The organism is Fulvimonas soli, assembly GCF_003148905.1.
Taxonomy (GTDB): Bacteria; Pseudomonadota; Gammaproteobacteria; order Xanthomonadales; family Rhodanobacteraceae; genus Fulvimonas; species Fulvimonas soli.
This window is the reverse complement of sequence record NZ_QGHC01000009.1, coordinates 88633-105684: the sequence shown is the minus strand read 5'-3', so window position 1 is coordinate 105684 and position 17052 is coordinate 88633. Positions and strand designations below refer to the sequence as shown.

Here is a 17052-nt window from a genome sequence, read left to right as displayed (position 1 = left end):
AGCCTGAATGCCAGCGCGGCAAGCGGGCGTCAAGCCGCCGGCAAGCGTTGACCGTCCGCGGGGGCGACCGGATCATGCGCGGATGCGCCTGCTCTCCCGCCTGCTGCCCTTCCTGCTGCTGTGCCTCGTCCTCGCCGCGCACGCGCAGGACGCCGCCGCGCCGCCGCCGTCCGCCACGCCCGAGCAGGCGCTCGACCAGCTGCAATCCCAGCTCGACGGCGTCAAGGCCGCGCTCAAGGGCAAGTCCACCGACGCCGAGCTGGGCGACCTGCGCAACGACGCGCTGGCGGTGCAGGTGCAGGCGGACGCCCTGGTCGCCGAGCTCAAGCCGCGCATGGACAGCCTGGACGCGCGGCTGGCCGTACTGGGCCCGGCGCCGGCGGCCGGCGCGCCGCCGGAGGCGCCCGAGGTGGCCGCGCAGCGCCGCCAGCTGAACAAGGACAAGAGCAACCTGGACGCGCAGATCAAGCAGGCCCAGCTGCTCGGCGAGGAAGGGCTGCAGCTGGCCTCGCAGGTGGCCGCGATGCGCCGCGACCAGTTCCAGGCCAGGCTCGCCTCGCGCACCGCCACGCCCTTCAGCCGGGCGTTCTGGGTCGATCCCGCGCGCGCCCTGCCCGCCGACATCGGCCGGCTGCGCCGCCTGGGCGGCCACTTCGCCGACAGCTGGCGCGACGCCTGGCAGCCGCCCGGCCGGCTGCCGCTGCTGGCCTGCCTGCTGCTGGCCGTCGCCGCGCTGCTCGCGGTGCGGCGGCTGCTCGAGCGCGGGCTGTTCGCGCTGATCAAGCGCACGCTGCCCGAGGGGCACCTGCGCCGCAGCGTGCTCGCCATCGGCGTGGCGCTGGCCGGGGCGGTCGGCGTCGGCCTGGCCGGGCAGCTGGCCTACCTCGGCCTCGACTGGACCGGCACGCTGGGCGACGAGCTGGGCGAGCTGGCCCACGCCGCGATCCGCCTGGTCGTCTTCGCCGCCTACGTCGCCGGGCTCGGGCGCGCGCTGCTCTCGGTCGAGCATCCCTCGTGGCGCCTGCCCACGCTGTCCAACGCCGCCGCCGAACGGATGCGCCCGTTCCCGCTGCTGCTGGCGGTGGCCATCGCGGTGCTCGGCCTGTTCGAGCGCGTCAACACCGCGATCGGCGCCAGCCTGCCCGCCACGGTGACCACCCGCGGGCTGGTCGCGCTGGCGATCAGCGGGCTGTTCGGCGCGGCGCTGCACCGGCTGACGCGGCTGCGCCGCGCGATGCTGGCCCGCGGCGAGGAACCGCCGCCGCGGCCGCTGTGGGTCGGCCTGCTGTTCGGCGCGGCGGTGCTGGGCGTGGTGCTGAGCTGGCTCGGCGTGGTCACCGGCTTCATCGCCTTCGGTTCCTTCGTCGCCACGCAGATGCTGTGGATCGGCGTGGTCGCCGGCACGCTGTACCTGCTGGCGCAGCTGCTGGGCGACCTGCTGGAGACCCTGCTCTCGCCGCGGGGCCGCAGCGGGCAGCGCCTGCAGGCCGCCTTCGAGCTGGCCCCGGCGACGCTGGAGCAGGCCGCGACGGTACTCACCGGCGTGGTCAACGTGCTGCTCTGGCTGGTGGCCATCGTCGCCGTGCTGGCGCCCTACGGCGCCAGCCCGCAGGACCTGCTCGTCCGCGTGACGCAGCTGTTCGGCGGGCTCCGCCTGGGCGAGCTGACCATCCGTCCCGGCACCCTGCTCGGCGCGCTGGCGGTGTTCGTGGCCGGCATGTTCGCGGTGCGCGGGCTCAAGCGCTGGCTGGGCAACCAGCTGCTGCCCAAGACCGAGCTCGACCCGGGCATGCAGAACTCCATCGTCACCCTGCTCGGCTACGCCGGCGGCGTGCTGGTGTTCGCGCTGGCGCTGGCCGCGCTCAACGTGAGCCTGCAGAGCATCGCCTGGATCGCCAGCGCGCTGTCGGTGGGCATCGGCTTCGGCCTGCAGGCGATCGTGCAGAACTTCATCTCCGGCCTGATCCTGCTGGCCGAGCGGCCGGTGAAGGTGGGCGACTGGATCAGCATTCCCGGCGCCGAGGGCGACATCCGCCGCATCAACGTGCGCGCCACCGAGATCCAGCTGGCCGACCGCTCCACCGTGATCGTGCCGAACTCGCAGCTGATCACCCAGAACGTGCGCAACGTGACCCTGGGCCGCGCCCAGGGCCGCGTGCAGTTCCGCCTGCCGATGCCGCTGGACACCGACGCGGACAAGGCGCGGCAGATCATGCTGGACACGCTGCGCGCGCACCCCTCGCTGCTGGAGGCGGCGGGCTGCACGGTGCAGCTGGACAGCGTGGACGGCGGCTCGATGGTGTTCGTGCTGACCGGCTACGTGGGCAACCCGCGCGACGCGGGCAACGTGAAGAGCGACCTGCTGTTCAAGGTGCTGGCGCGGCTGCGCGAGGCCGGCCTGCCGCTGATCCGCCCGCAGGACATGGTGCTGCACCGCCCGCCGGCGCCCGCGGCGGCGCCCGCTCCCGGCGGCGACGGCGGAAGCTGACGGGGCTCGCGCCGGGATTGACGGGACCGTCGCACGCCACGGGCCTACGCTTGGCGGCGACATCCCCACGGGAGGCGAACCATGGACACCCGCAGCACCATCATCCCCTGCCTGCGCTACCGCGACGCGCACGCCGCCATCGACTGGCTGTGCAAGGCCTTCGGCTTCGGGATGCAGGCCGTCTACGACGACGGGGAAGGCGGCGTGGCGCACGCCCAGCTCGCCTTCGGCGGCGGCATGCTGATGCTGGGCAGCGTGCGCGACAACGCCTTCGGCCGCCACATCGCGCAGCCCGACGAGATCGGCGGCCGCCAGACCCAGTCCGCCTACGTGGTGGTGGCCGACTGCAAGGCGCACTACGAGCGCGCCAAGGCCGCCGGCGCGGTGATCGTGGACGACTACGCGGAGAAGGACTACGGCGGCGCCGGCTACAGCTGCCTCGACCCGGAGGGCCACCTGTGGTCGTTCGGCAGCTACGACCCGTGGGCGGACTGAGCGCGGGGCGCGACGATCTGACGCAAGGCCGCCGGGGCGCGCATTTGACCGGCATCAAATCCATGGGAACGGCGCCGGCTAGGCTGGCCGCGGTTTCCACGGAGTGTGCCGCCATGCCCCACCCGCCGACCGACGCCCCGCTGATCGAATGGAACGCCAGCCTGGGCGTGGGCATCGAGGAGATCGACGCCCAGCACCACGTGCTGGTGGACCTGCTCAACCGCCTGCACGGCGCGATGCTGCACCATCGCGCCGGCAGCGAGTCGCGGCTGATCCTCGACGAGCTGGTCGACTACACGCGCATCCACTTCGCGGTGGAGGAAAGCCTGATGCGCCTGTTCGCCTACCCGGACTACGAGGCGCACAAGGCCTCGCACGACCGGCTGGTCGAGGAGGTGATGCGGCTGCGCGCGCGGCTGCTGGACGAGGGGCACCCGGTCACCTTCGAGCTGCTGCACTTCCTCAAGAAGTGGCTGACCATGCACATCCTGGAGGAGGACAAGCTGTACACGCCGTTCTTCCTGAGCCAGGGCGTGCAGGCCCGCGCGCACAAGGCCTCCTGGCTGCGCCGGCTGTGGGGGCGCCGCGACTGACCGCCACGGGGCCGGGCTCAGGGCGCGGCCGCCGGCCCCAGCGCCGCGCCGGGACGCGCCTGCGCGTACATGTCCCACGCGATCCGCTTGAGCAGCGCCTGGCGGTCCTCGCCCTGCACGAACAGGTCGAAGTGCGTGCGGTCGGGGAGGAAGCGGATGTCCGACTTCGCGCCCAGTCCGTCCAGCACCGCCTTGAGCCGGTGCGCGGCGCCGTCCAGGTAGAAGGTGTCGGCGGTGCCCACGTAGAGGTGGATCTTGCCGTCGAGGTCGGGCTTCAGCTCCGGCCAGTGCTCCTTCAGGCGCCGCGCGATGTCGTAGTGCTCGCCCCAGTAGGCGACCACCGCCGGGTCGACCGCGCCGGTGTCGCGGTCGAACATCGGCAGCGGGCGGCCGTCCGGCCCGCGCGGCGAGAACACCCATTCGAACGAGGCCATCTGCCCGCCGTAGGGGCCGAGCACCCGCTCCATCCGCGCGAAGTCCGCGTAGCTGGCCATCACCTTGCCGTGGTCGCGCACCAGCGGGTGCGGCGCGCCGTCCGCGCCGCGGTACACGTTGGCGTGCGGCGCGTACAGGTCCACGCCGGTGAAGTCGTGGAAGTCGCTGGGATCGGGCGAGGTGGACCAGGTGCCGCCGAACACCTTCGGGTAGCGCGTCTGCAGCCACAGCGTGGCCCAGCCGCCGGAGGAATGGCCGGTGAGGAAGCGCCCGGCGGCGCGCGCGTCCATGCGGTACCGCGCCTCCAGCGCCGGGATCAGCTCGGCGGTGAGCGCCTGTCCCCACGGCCCGTTGTTCACCGAGTCGGCGAACTCGTGCGTGCCGGTGGGGCTTGACTGGTCGAGCATCACCCAGATCATCGGCGGCATCTGCCGCTCCGCCATCGCGCCGTAGACCATCGCGGCGCTGCCGGACAGCGTGACCGCATCGGCGCCGTAGCCGTGGGTGAAGTACACCACCGGGTAGGTCGCGTGCGACTTCGGATCGTAGCCCGGCGGCAGCACCACCCAGCCGCGCAGGTGGATCGGCCGGCCCCAGAACGCGCTCAGCGCCGGGCTGACGAAGTCGAGCGGCTGCGTGGCGCGGCGCGCCTCGTCCAGGTGCTTCTTCGTCGCCTCGCTCATGTAGCGCGCCGGGATGTTCCACGGCTGGCGGGCCGGCACGGCATCCACGAGCGCGAGCTCCGGCGCGGCGGCGGCCGGCAGGCGCACCTCCACCACCTTGCTCAGCAGGTCGCCGCCGGAACGGCCGCGGTAGTTGTAGTCGTGGTTGACGTCGAGCACCGCCTGCACCAGGTAGTCGCCGGGCGGCAGCTTGGAGAAGGCCGCGGGAAAGGCCGTGTCGTCGGCGTCCAGCAGCACCTCGCCGCCGGGCGCGAGGCGCGCCACGTCGCGCGCGGCGATCGCCGTGCTGGTCGGCGCGAACGGATTGACGTCGACCGCCTCGACCTTGCCGTCCTTCGCCGCCGCGCGCGCGGCCTTGGCCTCGGTGGCGAACAGCAGCAGGCGGCCGGCGGCGGGCCGCTGCGCGGTCGCCTTGTCCAGCGTGACGCGGAACAGCTGGTGCGCCGACGACGGCGCCTCGCGCGCCCAGGCCGCCGTGGCCAGCAGGGTGGCGCAGAGCAGCGCCGGCGCGCCGCGGAGGATGTGCTTCAACATGGCATGGCTCCTGTCGGGAGGCGTGGGCGACGGCGGCCCGCCGCCGTCACCGTTTCTGCTCGTCCGTCGTCTTTCCGGCCGTCGTTCCCTTGTCGTGCGTCATTCCCGCGCAGGCGGGAATCCAGTGACTCCGGACCGGCAAGAGCCGATGGATTCCCGCTTGCGCGGGAATGACGCACGGCTTTTGCCGGCGCCTGCTTTTGCAGGCGGCCGGTTCCTGCTTCCGCGAGGCCACGCGCCGAGGCGCGCCCGCTGCTCAATGCCCCTCGCCCTTCGCCTCCACCGGCGCCAGGCGCAGGTCCTGGAAGTCGAAGCTGAAGTCGGTGAGCGGCGAGATCGGCTCCATGCGCGCCTCGCGGATATGGCCGTCCGCGTCCAGCGCGAAGCTGAAGAAGGCGTCCGCGTTGAGCGTGCGATCGTCCCAGCGCACGGTGAAGGTGTCGTGCTGCCACGGCTCCATCGTGCCGACCAGCTGCGCGGTCTTGCCGAAGCGCAGGCGCAGCCGGCCGCCCTCCTGGCTCACGACCACGTCGCCGTACCACGGGTCGCGGTAGGTGCCTACGTACCTGGCCAGCGGCAGCGAGGGCTTCGACCTGGCGTCGCGCGCGGCCAGGTGCTTGCGCCAGCTGTCGTCGGCGTTGGCCTCGGCCTTCTTCACCGCCTTGTCGTACACCGCGGCCCAGTCGGTCCGGCTGCCCGGATCGAGGTAGGCGTCGAGCACGCGGTAGGTCACCGCGTTGAAGGCGGCGCCGGACTCGGCATTGGTCAGCACCACCACGCCCAGGTGCTGCTCCGGCACCAGGGTGAGCCGCGAGACCATGCCCGGCCAGCCGCCGGTGTGCCAGACCAGCCGCTGGCCGCGGTAGTCGGACAGGAACCAGCTCTCGCCGTAGCCGTAGAAGTGCGGCATCACCGGCGCCAGCTCCGGGATCGGCGGCTTGCCGACGGCGATCGGGGTGAGCATCGACCACATCTGCCGCTGGCTGTCCTCGGAGAACAGCCGGCGCGGCTTGCCGTCCGCATCGGCGCCGGGTAGCGCGCCGCCGGCGAGCTGCACGTTCATCCACTTGGCCAGGTCGTGCGCGCTGGCGTAGATGCCGCCGGCGCCGGGGTCGTTGGTCCAGGCCATCGGCGGCACCGGCTTCAGGTCCTTGAAGTCGGCCTTGGCGTGGCCCATGGCGTAGTCCATGCCGGGCTTCAAGTAGGTCATGTCCACCAGCGACTCGTCCATGCCCACCGGCTTGAAGATGCGCTCGCGGACGAAGTCGGCGTAGCTCTGGCCGGAGGCCTGCTCGATCACCAGCGTGGCCACCGCGAACAGGATGTTGTCGTAGGCGTAGCCGCTGCGGAAGCCGTTCCTGATCGGCACGTGGCGCAGCCGCTCGACCACTTCCCTGGTGCTGTAGCTGGTCGGCGGCCAGTACAGGAGGTCGCCCGCGCCGAGGCTGAGGCCGCTGCGGTGCGCCAGCAGGTCGCGGATGCGCATCTCGCGGGTGACGTAGGGATCGGCCATCTGGAACCACGGCAGGTGGTCGATCACGCGGTCGTCCATCTTCAGCTTGCCGTCCTCGGCCAGCATCTGCAGCGCCGCGGCGGTGAACGCCTTGGTGTTGGAGGCGATGGCGAACAGCGTGCGCGCGTCCACCTTCTCCGGCTTGCCCAGCTCGCGCAGGCCGAAGCCCTGCTCCAGCACCACCTTGCCGTCCTTGACCACGGCCACGGCGATGCCGGGCACGTCGAAAGTCCGGCGCACCTTCTCCACGTAGGCGTCGAAGTCGGCCAGCCCGGCCGGGCGCGCGGGCTGCGCCTGCGCGCCGGTATCGGGCGCGGGCGCGGCGGTGGGCGCGGACTGCGCGAAGGCGCCGGCGGCGAACGCGAGCAGGACGCCGCCGGCCAGCCGCCGGAGCGGGAATCGCTGGGTCATCGATAGGCTCCCCGTGTCGGAAAATGCGCCACTATCGCGGCAAACCGCGGGAGAGGCCAGTCCCGGAGGTCATCCCCGCGTGGCAAGATCGCCCCGCCCCGCACACGCTCCCAGGCCATGCCCCACGCCACCGACGACCTCTTCGCCGCCCCCGCCGCGCCGCACCCGCGCATCCGCGCCGGCATCGGCGGCTGGAACTACGCGCCCTGGCGCGACAACTTCTACCCGGCCGGGCTGGTGCAGCGGCGCGAGCTGGAATACGCCAGCCGCCGGCTGCGCGCGCTGGAGATCAACAGCACCTACTACCGCGCGCAGACGCCGGCCGTGTACGCCAGGTGGGCGGCGCAGACGCCGGAGGACTTCGTGTTCGCGCTGAAGGCGCCGCGCGCGGTCACCGAGGGCCGCAGGCTGGCCGAGGCCGCACGCGGCGTGCGCGGCTTCCTGTTCGGCGGGCTGGCCGAGTTCGGCGCGCGGCTGGGTCCGGTCAACTGGCAGCTGCCGCCCGTGCGCCCGTTCGAGCGCGACGACCTGGCCGCCTTCCTCGACGCGCTGCCGCGCGAGCTGGACGGACGGCCGCTGCGCCACGTGCTGGAGGTGCGCCACCCGAGCTTCCTGTGCGAAAGCTACGTGGAGCTGGCCCGCGCGCACGGCGTGCCCACGGTGTTCACCGACTCGCCCGACTACCCGTCGCTGGCCGACCTCACCGGCGGTTTCGTCTACGCGCGGCTGATGCGCAGCCGCGCCGACGTCGCCACCGGCTATCCCGCCGCCGAGCTGGACGCCTGGGCGCGGCGCGCGCGCCGCTGGGCGGACGGCGGCGACTGCGACGCACTCCCGCACGTCGCGCCCGCGCGGCCGGACGGCGCGCCGCGCGAGGTGTTCGTGTTCTTCATCAGCGCCGCGAAGGAGCGCAACCCGGCCGCTGCAATGGCATTGCAGGCGCGGGTGGACGCCTGAGCGCCTGTTCACGATCTCCAAGTATCCCCCCATGGAACGTCATCCCAGCGAAAGCAGGAACGACGGAGAGGGAATAGCCGGACCGACGGTAGATCGTGAACAGGCTCCGAGAGCCTGAGCGCCGCGCCTGCCCTACACTGCCGGCCTGCCGTCGACGAGCGCCCGCCATGTCCTCCAAGCGCCTGACCTCCGTCCTCCTGCTGGTGCTGCTGCTCGGCGCCGCCTGGTTCTGGCAGCGCCAGCCGCACGTCGCGCCGACCACGATGGGCGGCGCCGCGACGGCTGCCGCCGGAGCCGGCGCGGCCGCGCCCGCACGCACGGGCACGCGGCCGGACTTCCTGCCGCCCGAGGCCGCCGACACGCTGCGGCTGATCGCGCGGGGCGGCCCGTTCCCGCACCGCCAGGACGGTGCGGTGTTCGGCAACTACGAGGGGCTGCTGCCGGCACGGCCGCGCGGCTACTACCACGAGTACACGGTGGAGACGCCGGGCGCGCGCGACCGCGGCGCGCGGCGCATCATCACCGGCGGCACGCCGCCGCGCGAGTACTACTACACCGGCGACCACTACCGCAGCTTCCGGCGCTTCGAGCCGTAGCGGGCATCGCGGCCGGCGGCCGCCGGCTTGCCGCAGCCCTGTGGGAGCGGCCGCCGGCCGCGATGGCTCCATCCCGAACGAAAACCGCCATACTCGCCGCCCCGACCCGCGGAACCCTCCCATGCAGCCGCTCGACTTCGAACTCGCCCCCGGCCGCGACCACGTCGAACTCAACCAGCTGCTCAAGCTGGTGGGCCTGTGCGACAGCGGCGGCGCCGGCAAGGCGCTCGTCGCCGGCGGCGCGGTGCGGGTGGACGGCCGGGTGGAGCTGCGCAAGACCTGCAAGATCCACGCGGGCCAGCGGGTCGAGCTGGACGGCGTGCTGATCCGCGTGCGCGCGCCGCGCTGACGCTCAGGGCAGCGCGGCCAGCCGCCGCTCCAGCCCCGGATGCCGCGGCAGGCGGATGCGGAACTCGCTCTCCAGCACGTGCAGGATCTGCTCCGGGCGCGCCAGCGTGCAGCGCTCGGTGGCGCCGCCGAGCGGGTGCACCGCGAACTCGCGGTTGCGCAGCGCCAGCCGCGCGTCCGGCGTGCAGCGCGCCGCCGCCAGGGTCTGGACGAACTGCGACTGCGGGTGCGTGGAGACGTAGTGGTTGCTCACCTCGTAGTCGATCCGCTCGCACGGGTGCAGATCGAAGCGGTACAGCGAGCGCCACTCGCCGAGCACCTGCGCCTGCATGCGCCACCCGTCGCCCTGTCGCAGCAGGCGGAACGGCCCGTGCGGCGTGGCCTGCGCCGCGTCCGGCGCCAGGCGCAGCGCGCCGGTGAGGGTCATGCTGCCGAAGCCGACGTCGACCAGCCAGTCCGCGCCGTCCAGCGGCACCCGGAGCAGCATGTGGGTCTGCGCGGTGACCGCGTCCTCCGGCCGGTTCCACAGCACGCGCGCGATCAGCCCGACCGGCGCGAAGCCGACCGCGCGCAGCGCCTCGGCGAACAGCAGGTTGTGCTCGAAGCAGTAGCCGCCACGGCCGCCGTGCACCAGCTTGTCCTCCAGCGCCGCCGGGTCCAGGTCCACCGGCAGGCCGAGCAGCGGGTCGAGGTTCTCGTAGGGGATCGCCATGGCGTGCGCCAGCGCCAGCGCGCGCAGCGTCGCCAGGTCCGGCGCCGCCGGCCCGGCATGGCCGATGCGGTGCAGGTAGGCGTCGAGGTCGAGGGCGAAGCGCATCGGCGGTCCGGCGGGGAAGGCTCCGGCAATCTACCATCGGCGGCGAGGTAACCGCGGCGCGCCCCGCGGCGAACCACCCGGCGAGAGTCATCGGCCCCGCACCGCCGAAGGAGAACGCCATGCCGATCCGCCACCGCCCCGCCTCCCGCCTGTGCGCCGCGCTGCTCGCGGCCCTGGTCGGCGCGTGCAGCGCCGCCTCCGCCGGCCGCAGCGCATCCTTGCCCGACCCGGCGCTGGACCCGCCGCCCGCGAACCCCGGCGAGCAGGTCGCCGTGCTGGCCGGCGGCTGCTTCTGGGGCATGCAGGCGGTGTTCGAGCACGTGAAGGGGGTGCGGCGGGTGTGGGCCGGCTACAGCGGCGGCGACGCGGCCACCGCGAGCTACGAGCGGGTCAGCGACGGCGACACCGGCCATGCCGAGTCGGTGAAGATCCTCTACGACCCGCGCCAGGTCAGCTACGGCCAGCTGCTCAAGGTGTTCTTCGCGGTGGCGCACGATCCCACCCAGCTCAACCGGCAGGGCCCGGACGCGGGCACGCAGTACCGCTCGGCGATCTTCTACGCCGACGGGGCCCAGCGCCGGGTGGCCGCCGCCTACATCGCGCAGCTCGGCGCGGCGCATGCGTTCGACGCGCCGGTCGTGACGCAGCTGGCGCCGCTGAAGGCGTTCTACGTGGCCGAGGCCTACCACCAGGACTACGCGCGGCGGCACCCGGACGACAGCTACATCGTCTACAACGACGCGCCCAAGGTGGCGCGCCTGCAGCGGCTGCTGCCCGCGCTGTACCGGCCGGAGCGGGAGGTGGTGCGGGTCGAGCTGCACTGAACGTCGCCTGGCGGAGCGACCGGACAAGCGCAAACCGCGTGGCTTGAACAGGCTCGTCGCCACCGGCACGTCGGACCGCCGCCTCGTGCCGCCATGGTTTTTTTGCTCGTCATTCCGGCGCAAGAAGCCGGAATCCGGTGACTTGCGACCAGAGCCGGCGTGATCGCCGCTGGATTCCGCCCCGCGCCGGAATGACGACCGTGAGGTTTTCCGCAATGAGCGGGAGTCCCGCAGCAGGGATGGCGGCAAACCGTTGCCCCGCGCCGCGGGAACTCAGCCGGCCGGCGGCACCAGGTGCAGGCGGAACGGGTTGGGATCGGGCCGGCGGCGCAGCATGCGCTCCACCTCCGCCACGCTCACCGGGCGCGAGTACAGGTAGCCCTGCCCCTCCGCACAACCGGCGCGCAGCAGGAAGGCGTGCTGCGCCTCGTTCTCGATGCCCTCGGCGATGGCGTAGAGGCCGAGGTTGCCCGACAGCGCCAGCATGGCCTCCACGATGGCCGCGTCGTTGGCGCTGTCCGGCAGGCCGGCGACGAAGCTCTGGTCGATCTTCAGGCAGGCGATCGCCGGCAGCTTGAGGTAGCTCAGCGAGGAATAGCCGGTGCCGAAGTCGTCGATCGCCACGCCCACGCCCATCTCGTGCAGCGCGCGCATGGTGCGCTGCAGGTCGTCGCCCAGCTGCAGGATCGCGCCCTCGGTGATCTCCAGCAGCAGGCGGTCGGACGGCATGCGCCAGGTGGCGATGCGCTCGCGCACGCCGGCGATGAAGCCGGGATGGCCGAACCAGCTGGCCGAGACGTTCACCGCCACGCGCAGCGGCGGCAGCCCGGCGTCGATCCAGCGGCGCATCTGCGCGCAGGCCGCGTCCAGCACCCACTCGTCGATGTGCCGGATCAGGCCCAGCCGCTCGGCCAGCGGGATGAACTCGCCGGGCAGGATCTCGCCGCGCTCCGGGTGATGCCAGCGCAGCAGCGCCTCCACCGCCACGATGCGCCCGCTGCGCAGCTCCACGCTCGGCTGGTAGACCAGCCGGAACTCGTCCTTCGCCAGCGCGCGGCGCAGCTCCGTCGCCAGCGCCAGCCGGCGCCGCGCGGCGGCCTGCATCATCGGCGAGTACAGCCGCGCGGCGTTGCGCTCCTCGCTCTTGGCCACGTACATCGCCGCGTCGGCGTTGGCGATCAGCATGGTGGCGTCCTCGCCGTCCAGCGGGTAGCCGGCGATGCCGATGCTGGCGCTCAGCACGATCTCGTAGTCGTCCACCCACAGCGGCTCGCTGAGCACGGCGAGCAGGCGCTGCGCCAGCGGCATGGCCTGCTCGCGCGCCTCCAGCCCGGCGACCAGCACGGTGAACTCGTCGCCGCCGATGCGCCCGGCCACGCTGCCGGGCGGCAGCTCGCGCACCATGCGCTCGGCCACCTGCGCCAGCAGGCGGTCGCCCACCGCGTGGCTGTAGCTGTCGTTGACCACCTTGAACGCATCCAGGTCGACGAACAGCACCGCCACCGCGCGCCGCTCGGCGTCGGCCGCGGCGATCGCGCGGGCGCAGCGCCGCTCGAACTCGGCGCGGTTGACCAGGCCGGTCAGCGGGTCGTGCGTGGCCAGGTGCTCCAGCCGCTGCTGGTTGGCCTTCGCCACGCTGATGTTGCTGAACACCGCCACGTAGTGCTGGATGCGCTGCAGGCCGTCGCGGATCGCGCTGATGCCGAGCAGCTCGGGATAGCTGCCGCCGTCGATGCGCCGGCTCAGCACCTCGCCCTGCCAGTGGCCCTGGCGGTCCACCGTCTCCCACACCCCGGCGGGCAGCGGCGAGCCGTCCGGCAGGCTGCGCGTCTCGTCCAGCGGGCGGCCCAGCCGGCTCTGCGGCGGGAAGCCGGTGATGCGGTCGTGCGCGGCGTTGGTCGCCACGATGCGGCGCCCGGCGTCGGCGATGATCACGCCCTCGGCGATGCTGGCCAGCGCCTCGGCGGCGATGCGCCGCTCCTGCTCCATGCTGAAGCGCTCGCTGAGGTCGCGCACGATCACCTGGCGCACCGTCCGCGCGCCCCAGGCGACCATGCTGCTGACCGCCTCGACCGGGCGCGCCGCCCCGTCCGCGCCGCGCAGCATGCCGATGCCGCGCGCGTCCGGCGGCATCTCGAACAGCCGGTCGAACGGCCGGCCGAGCAGCGCCTCGCGCGCGCGGCCGGTCCACTGCGTGGCCATGCGGTTGGCGTCGATGACCACGCCGTCGGCGTCGTCCACCATCAGGATGGCCGCGGGGGCGCTGTCGAACAGCAGGCGGTAGCGCTCCTCGCCGCCGTGGATGTCCTGCAGCGTGCGGCGCGCCATCCACAGCCACAGCAGCGCCGCCAGGCCGAACGCGCCGAGCACGGCCCAGAACAGCAGCTCGCCCAGCCACACCGCGCCGCGGACCACCTCGACCGAGAACAGCTTGGTGCGCGGCTCGACGAAATCGTTGATCGCGCGGATGCGGCCGCGCTGGCGCGCGATCTCGCCGGCGGAAGGCCGCCCGGCGGCCCAGGCGCGCTGCAGCTCGCCGGCGATGCCGTCCAGCTCGGCCAGCGGCGCGTCGGTGGAGCGCCAGGCGTCCAGCGCCTGGCGGATGTGCGGCGCATCCGGGAAGTGCCGCATGATGAAGGTCATGCCGGGCTTGGCCGCCGGCATGACGTTGCCCTGCACGAACACCCGGTCGAGCTCCTCCTGGCGGAAACGGCCGGAGACGATGGCGTCGCGCCCCCAGCGGTCCGCGGCGAGCAGGCCGGCGTTGCGGCGGAAGCCGTCCAGGTCGCGCGCGTCGCCGTCCAGGGCGTAGCCGTCCAGGTCGATCACCGCCTGCTTCTGCGCCTTGGACCAGACGCTCTCGCTGTTGAGGAAGCCGGCGAGCGTGACCTGCACCTGCAGCACGCCCCAGGTCAGCGCCATCACCAGCGCGACCGCCACCGCCAGCGCGTAGGCCAGCGGCAGCAGGCGCCGCGCGGGATGGCGCGGCGGCTTCGGGACGTCAGCCGCGCCGCGCATCGGTGCTCCAGGTTGGGACGGCTGACGCGGTCATTCGCTCGGGATTCCGTGGGGGCGCGCAGTTTAAGCCGCCACCCCGCCCATTGCCCGCCGGCCGCGGCACGTCCTGATGCAGCGGTCGCCCAGCATGATCATGCTCGTGTAGCTGCGCTTGACGCATTCGGCGAGGTGGGCCACCTCCTCGGCCGAGGGCCGGTGGCCCAGCAGCGTGCAGACGATCTCCAGCGCCTCCCACGGGTGGGTGTCGTCGTAGGCGGCGTGCAGCTGCAGCCAGCGCAGGCTCGACGCGCGGATCGCCGGGTCGAAGCTCTCGGTGTACCGGGTGCTCTGGTAGATCATCTGGGCCCACTCCCCCGTCACGCCTTCGATAGCGTAGTTGGTCGCGACCATTCCCGCAGCCAGGCTGTCGTGCGCGCTGACCTCCTCGCACCAGCGCGTCAGCCCGTCGGTGCCGTGCGGCGGGTTCTCGTGCAGCAGCCGGGCGCGCGGCACCCCGGCGCCCTCGGCCCAGTTCAGCCAGTACTCGGCGTGATTCTGCTCGACGCGGATGTTGCGCACCAGCCAGCGCCGCGCCAGGTTGTCGCCGGGGCTGCGCCCGTAGCGGGTCTTGAGCAGGTTCAGCGCCATGAAGCCGGGGAAGCGCTCGATGAACGGCCACAGCCCGGCCATGAAGTTGTAGGTGGACTCCTCGTCGAGCTCCAGCGCCATCATCAGCCGCCAGATCTCGTGGTCGAGCACGCGCTGCCTGGTGCTTGCGCAGTCGGCCACCATGTCCTGCGCCCACTGCGGATAGCTGGCGAGTTCGGTCAGCGGGCCCGTACGCTCGAAACTGGTGTTCATGGGAAATCACTCCGTGGCAAGGGATGTATCGCCGCCGGACGGCGGCGCCCGGTGCCGGACGGCACCGGGACGTCCATAGTGATCACCCGGCGGGGCCGGCGATAGCGGGCCGGCGTCCCCGGCCGGCGACGCCGGAGCCCGGCGCGGCGCGGAAGGCCGGGCATCCATGTGCGACCATCGCGTCCGCCCCGCCCGCTCCGGAGACGCCGTGGACTACGTCTGGATCCTGTTCGACGCCGACGACACCCTGTTCCACTTCGACGCCCGCCAGGGGCTGCGGCTGGCGTTCGCGCACTACGGCGTCGACTTCGGCGAGGACGACTACGCGCGCTACCAGGAGCTCAACCGGCCGCTGTGGGTGGACTACCAGGACGGCCGGATCGGCGCGGCCGAGCTGCAGGCCGCGCGCTTCCGCCCCTGGGCCGAGCGGCTCGGCGTGCCGCCGGGCGAGCTCAACGACGCCTTCCTCGCGGCGATGGCCGACACCTGCGCGCTGCTGCCCGGCGCCGCCGAGCTGCTGCGGGCGCTCGCCGGCAGGGTGCGCATGGGCCTGGTCACCAACGGCTTCACCGCGCTGCAGACGCTGCGGCTGGAGCGCACCGGCCTGAAGCACGCCTTCTTCCCGCTGGTGATCTCCGAGGCGGTGGGCGTGGCCAAGCCCGACGTGCGCATCTTCGAGCACGCCCTCGCGCTGATGGGCCGGCCGCCGCGCGAGCGCGTGCTGATGGTGGGCGACAACCCGCACTCGGACATCCGCGGCGGCCTCGACGCCGGCCTGCGCACCTGCTGGGTCAACGCGCACGGCCACGACGCGCCGGAGGGCATCGCGCCGCACCACCAGGTGGCCTCGCTGGCGGAGCTGCAGGCGCTGCTGCTGGGCTGAGCACGCCCCTGCCGGAAGTCACGCCCCGCGCGGCTAAACCCTGCGCGCGGACGCCGCATCCAAGCCCAGGTCGTCCCACCTGGAGCCCCCCATGCGCAAGACCGCCGCCACCCTGCTGCTGATCGCATTGCCGCTCGCGGCCGCCGCCGCCTCGCCCTGCAAGTACACCGCGCCGCGCAACGCCGACCTCGACGCCGCCGGCCTGAGGAGCGTGCAGCTGAACCTCGGCTCGGCCGACCTGGACATCCAGGGCGTGCCCGGGCTGGCCCGGATCGAGGTGCGCGGCACCGCCTGCGCCTCGGACGCGAAATGGCTGGACGACCTGAAGGTCGCCACCGGCCGCGCCGGCGACCGCGCCACCGTGGACGCGCGCAACGAGAGCGGCAGCCACTACGGCCTGTTCGGCGACAGCTACGCCTACCTCAAGCTGCAGGTGCGCGTGCCGGCCGCGCTCGCCGTCGCCGTGGACAGCGGCTCGGGCGACGTGCGCGCCAGCGACCTCGCCTCGCTCGACTTCAGCTCCGGCTCCGGCGACCTGCAGGCCGACCGCATCGCCGGCGCGCTGGCCCTGCGCCTGGGCTCGGCCGACGCGCGCGCCAGCCAGGTCGGCAGCGTCGAGCTGCGCGGCACCGGCTCCGGCGACGTGCACGTGGACGGCGTGCGCGGCGACGTGCAGGCGGGCCGCTCCGGCTCGGGCGACCTCGGCTTCTTCAACGTGGGCGGCAGCGTGCGGATCGGCGGCACCGGCTCCGGCGACATCTCGCTGCGCCACATCGGCCGCGACGCCGAGGTGGGTAGCACCGGCTCCGGCGACGTCGACGCCGACGACGTCGGCGGCCGGCTGACGGTCCACTCGACCGGCAGCGGCGACGTCTCCTACCACGGCGTCAAGGGCGCGGTCGACGTGCCCAGGCGCGACGACTGACGCGGCCGTGCGGCGCGGGAGCCATGCCGGCTCGCGCGCCGCCGCGCTCAGGCCGCCGGCTGCGGCGAGGCCATCACCATCCACGCCACGCCGAAGCGGTCCACCAGCATGCCGAAGCTGGAGGCGAAGAAGGTGGGGCCCAGCGGCACCTGCACCTGGCCGCCTGCCGCCAGCGCCTCGAACGCCCGCTTCGCCCCGGCGTCGTCCGCCGTGCCGAGCGAGAGCGAGAAGCCCTTGAACTCCGGCTGGCCGCGGCTGAAGCCGTCCGAGGCCAGCACCGTGCTCTGGCCGACCTGGAAGGCCGCGTGCATCACCTTGTCCGCCGGCGGCGTGGAGCCGTCGGGGCACTGCGCTGCGCCGCCCGGCGCCTCGCCGTAGCGCATCAGCATCAGCAGCCGGGCGCCGACCGCCTCGCGGTAGAACGCGATGGCCTGCTCGCAGCGGCCGTCGAAGAACAGGTAAGGCTGGATCTGCATGGGATGTCCTCGTCGATGAAAAGGGGAAGGCCCGCAGCAGGCCTCCGCGGACACGACGAACGCCGGCCGCCGGGATCGACAGGCGCGCTGGCGGATGCGGCGGCGCCATCCCTGCTAGTGTTCCGCCCGGCCCGCCTGGCGCCGATGGACCGCTCCGCCAAGGCACCGACCGCCCGACGCCGCGCAGGACGCCGCGCCGGCGGCGCACCGACCGAA

15 protein-coding genes are annotated in these 17052 nt (G+C 73.3%); 9 read left to right on the top strand and 6 right to left on the bottom strand.

Annotation, left to right across the window (positions count from 1 at the left end):
- Window positions 1-82 precede the first annotated feature (82 nt).
- From C7456_RS12920 to C7456_RS12910, 3 genes are all read left to right on the top strand, one after another.
- Window positions 83-2488: a DUF3772 domain-containing protein gene (locus tag C7456_RS12920; protein ID WP_245889863.1), complete on the top strand. Its 2406-nt coding sequence runs from the start codon at window positions 83-85 to the stop codon at window positions 2486-2488.
- An 81-nt stretch (window positions 2489-2569) separates the two neighbouring features.
- Complete coding sequence (locus C7456_RS12915; RefSeq protein WP_109724200.1) at window positions 2570-2983, top strand: VOC family protein; 414 nt, start codon at window positions 2570-2572, stop codon at window positions 2981-2983.
- A 113-nt stretch (window positions 2984-3096) separates the two neighbouring features.
- Complete coding sequence (locus tag C7456_RS12910; RefSeq protein ID WP_109724199.1) at window positions 3097-3576, top strand: bacteriohemerythrin; 480 nt, start codon at window positions 3097-3099, stop codon at window positions 3574-3576.
- A gap of 17 nt (window positions 3577-3593) precedes the next feature.
- On the opposite strand, the gene C7456_RS12905 is transcribed toward C7456_RS12910, so the two are convergent.
- Together C7456_RS12905 and C7456_RS12900 are read right to left on the bottom strand one after the other, a co-directional pair.
- Window positions 3594-5228 (bottom strand): alpha/beta hydrolase, encoded by a 1635-nt coding sequence (locus C7456_RS12905; RefSeq protein WP_109724197.1) that lies wholly within the window; start codon window positions 5226-5228, stop codon window positions 3594-3596.
- Window positions 5229-5484: 256 nt separating this feature from the next.
- Window positions 5485-7152 (bottom strand): serine hydrolase, encoded by a 1668-nt coding sequence (locus C7456_RS12900; RefSeq protein WP_109724196.1) that lies wholly within the window; start codon window positions 7150-7152, stop codon window positions 5485-5487.
- A 117-nt stretch (window positions 7153-7269) separates the two neighbouring features.
- Between C7456_RS12900 and C7456_RS12895 the strand changes: the two genes are divergently transcribed.
- The 3 genes from C7456_RS12895 (at window position 7270) to C7456_RS12885 (ending at window position 9054) form a co-directional block, all read left to right on the top strand.
- Window positions 7270-8109, top strand: coding sequence for a DUF72 domain-containing protein (locus tag C7456_RS12895; protein ID WP_109724194.1), 840 nt, complete (start codon window positions 7270-7272; stop codon window positions 8107-8109).
- Window positions 8110-8276: 167 nt separating this feature from the next.
- Window positions 8277-8705 carry a guanyl-specific ribonuclease gene (locus tag C7456_RS12890; RefSeq protein WP_109724193.1) on the top strand — a complete coding sequence of 143 codons (429 nt, stop codon included), beginning with the start codon at window positions 8277-8279 and terminating at the stop codon, window positions 8703-8705.
- Window positions 8706-8826: 121 nt separating this feature from the next.
- On the top strand, window positions 8827-9054 hold the full coding sequence (locus C7456_RS12885) for an RNA-binding S4 domain-containing protein (RefSeq protein ID WP_109724192.1): 228 nt from the start codon (window positions 8827-8829) through the stop codon (window positions 9052-9054).
- A 3-nt stretch (window positions 9055-9057) separates the two neighbouring features.
- Here the strand turns inward: C7456_RS12885 and C7456_RS12880 are convergent, their stop codons facing one another.
- Window positions 9058-9870: an arylamine N-acetyltransferase family protein gene (locus C7456_RS12880; RefSeq protein ID WP_109724191.1), complete on the bottom strand. Its 813-nt coding sequence runs from the start codon at window positions 9868-9870 to the stop codon at window positions 9058-9060.
- A 119-nt stretch (window positions 9871-9989) separates the two neighbouring features.
- On the opposite strand from C7456_RS12880, the gene msrA reads away from it, so the two are divergent.
- The gene (gene msrA / locus C7456_RS12875) at window positions 9990-10694 is read left to right on the top strand and encodes a peptide-methionine (S)-S-oxide reductase MsrA (RefSeq protein ID WP_109724190.1); all 705 of its coding nucleotides are present in this window, start codon (window positions 9990-9992) and stop codon (window positions 10692-10694) included.
- A 273-nt stretch (window positions 10695-10967) separates the two neighbouring features.
- Here the strand turns inward: msrA and C7456_RS12870 are convergent, their stop codons facing one another.
- Both C7456_RS12870 and C7456_RS12865 read right to left on the bottom strand, forming a co-directional pair.
- Window positions 10968-13712, bottom strand: coding sequence for a putative bifunctional diguanylate cyclase/phosphodiesterase (locus C7456_RS12870; RefSeq protein WP_109724188.1), 2745 nt, complete (start codon window positions 13710-13712; stop codon window positions 10968-10970).
- Window positions 13713-13775: 63 nt separating this feature from the next.
- The gene (locus tag C7456_RS12865; protein WP_109724187.1) at window positions 13776-14552 is read right to left on the bottom strand and encodes an iron-containing redox enzyme family protein; all 777 of its coding nucleotides are present in this window, start codon (window positions 14550-14552) and stop codon (window positions 13776-13778) included.
- 208 nt (window positions 14553-14760) lie between these two features.
- On the opposite strand from C7456_RS12865, the gene yjjG reads away from it, so the two are divergent.
- The gene (yjjG, locus tag C7456_RS12860; RefSeq protein ID WP_211306322.1) at window positions 14761-15435 is read left to right on the top strand and encodes a pyrimidine 5'-nucleotidase; all 675 of its coding nucleotides are present in this window, start codon (window positions 14761-14763) and stop codon (window positions 15433-15435) included.
- A 91-nt stretch (window positions 15436-15526) separates the two neighbouring features.
- Complete coding sequence (locus C7456_RS12855; RefSeq protein ID WP_109724183.1) at window positions 15527-16360, top strand: DUF4097 family beta strand repeat-containing protein; 834 nt, start codon at window positions 15527-15529, stop codon at window positions 16358-16360.
- Between the two features lie 47 nt (window positions 16361-16407).
- Here the strand turns inward: C7456_RS12855 and C7456_RS12850 are convergent, their stop codons facing one another.
- Window positions 16408-16836, bottom strand: a complete 429-nt coding sequence (locus C7456_RS12850) for a VOC family protein (protein WP_109724181.1) — start codon at window positions 16834-16836, stop codon at window positions 16408-16410.
- Window positions 16837-17052 lie beyond the last annotated feature (216 nt).

Bases quoted from the DNA above. Each gene is read 5' to 3' on its own strand.
- C7456_RS12920 (WP_245889863.1), top strand. From the start codon at position 83: ATGCGCCTGCTCTCCCGCCTGCTGCCCTTCCTGCTGCTGTGCCTCGTC.
- C7456_RS12915 (WP_109724200.1), top strand. From the start codon at position 2,570: ATGGACACCCGCAGCACCATCATCCCCTGCCTGCGCTACCGCGACGCG.
- C7456_RS12910 (WP_109724199.1), top strand. From the start codon at position 3,097: ATGCCCCACCCGCCGACCGACGCCCCGCTGATCGAATGGAACGCCAGC.
- C7456_RS12905 (WP_109724197.1), bottom strand. From the start codon at position 5,228: ATGTTGAAGCACATCCTCCGCGGCGCGCCGGCGCTGCTCTGCGCCACC.
- C7456_RS12900 (WP_109724196.1), bottom strand. From the start codon at position 7,152: ATGACCCAGCGATTCCCGCTCCGGCGGCTGGCCGGCGGCGTCCTGCTC.
- C7456_RS12895 (WP_109724194.1), top strand. From the start codon at position 7,270: ATGCCCCACGCCACCGACGACCTCTTCGCCGCCCCCGCCGCGCCGCAC.
- C7456_RS12890 (WP_109724193.1), top strand. From the start codon at position 8,277: ATGTCCTCCAAGCGCCTGACCTCCGTCCTCCTGCTGGTGCTGCTGCTC.
- C7456_RS12885 (WP_109724192.1), top strand. From the start codon at position 8,827: ATGCAGCCGCTCGACTTCGAACTCGCCCCCGGCCGCGACCACGTCGAA.
- C7456_RS12880 (WP_109724191.1), bottom strand. From the start codon at position 9,870: ATGCGCTTCGCCCTCGACCTCGACGCCTACCTGCACCGCATCGGCCAT.
- msrA (WP_109724190.1), top strand. From the start codon at position 9,990: ATGCCGATCCGCCACCGCCCCGCCTCCCGCCTGTGCGCCGCGCTGCTC.
- C7456_RS12870 (WP_109724188.1), bottom strand. From the start codon at position 13,712: ATGCGCGGCGCGGCTGACGTCCCGAAGCCGCCGCGCCATCCCGCGCGG.
- C7456_RS12865 (WP_109724187.1), bottom strand. From the start codon at position 14,552: ATGAACACCAGTTTCGAGCGTACGGGCCCGCTGACCGAACTCGCCAGC.
- C7456_RS12855 (WP_109724183.1), top strand. From the start codon at position 15,527: ATGCGCAAGACCGCCGCCACCCTGCTGCTGATCGCATTGCCGCTCGCG.
- C7456_RS12850 (WP_109724181.1), bottom strand. From the start codon at position 16,836: ATGCAGATCCAGCCTTACCTGTTCTTCGACGGCCGCTGCGAGCAGGCC.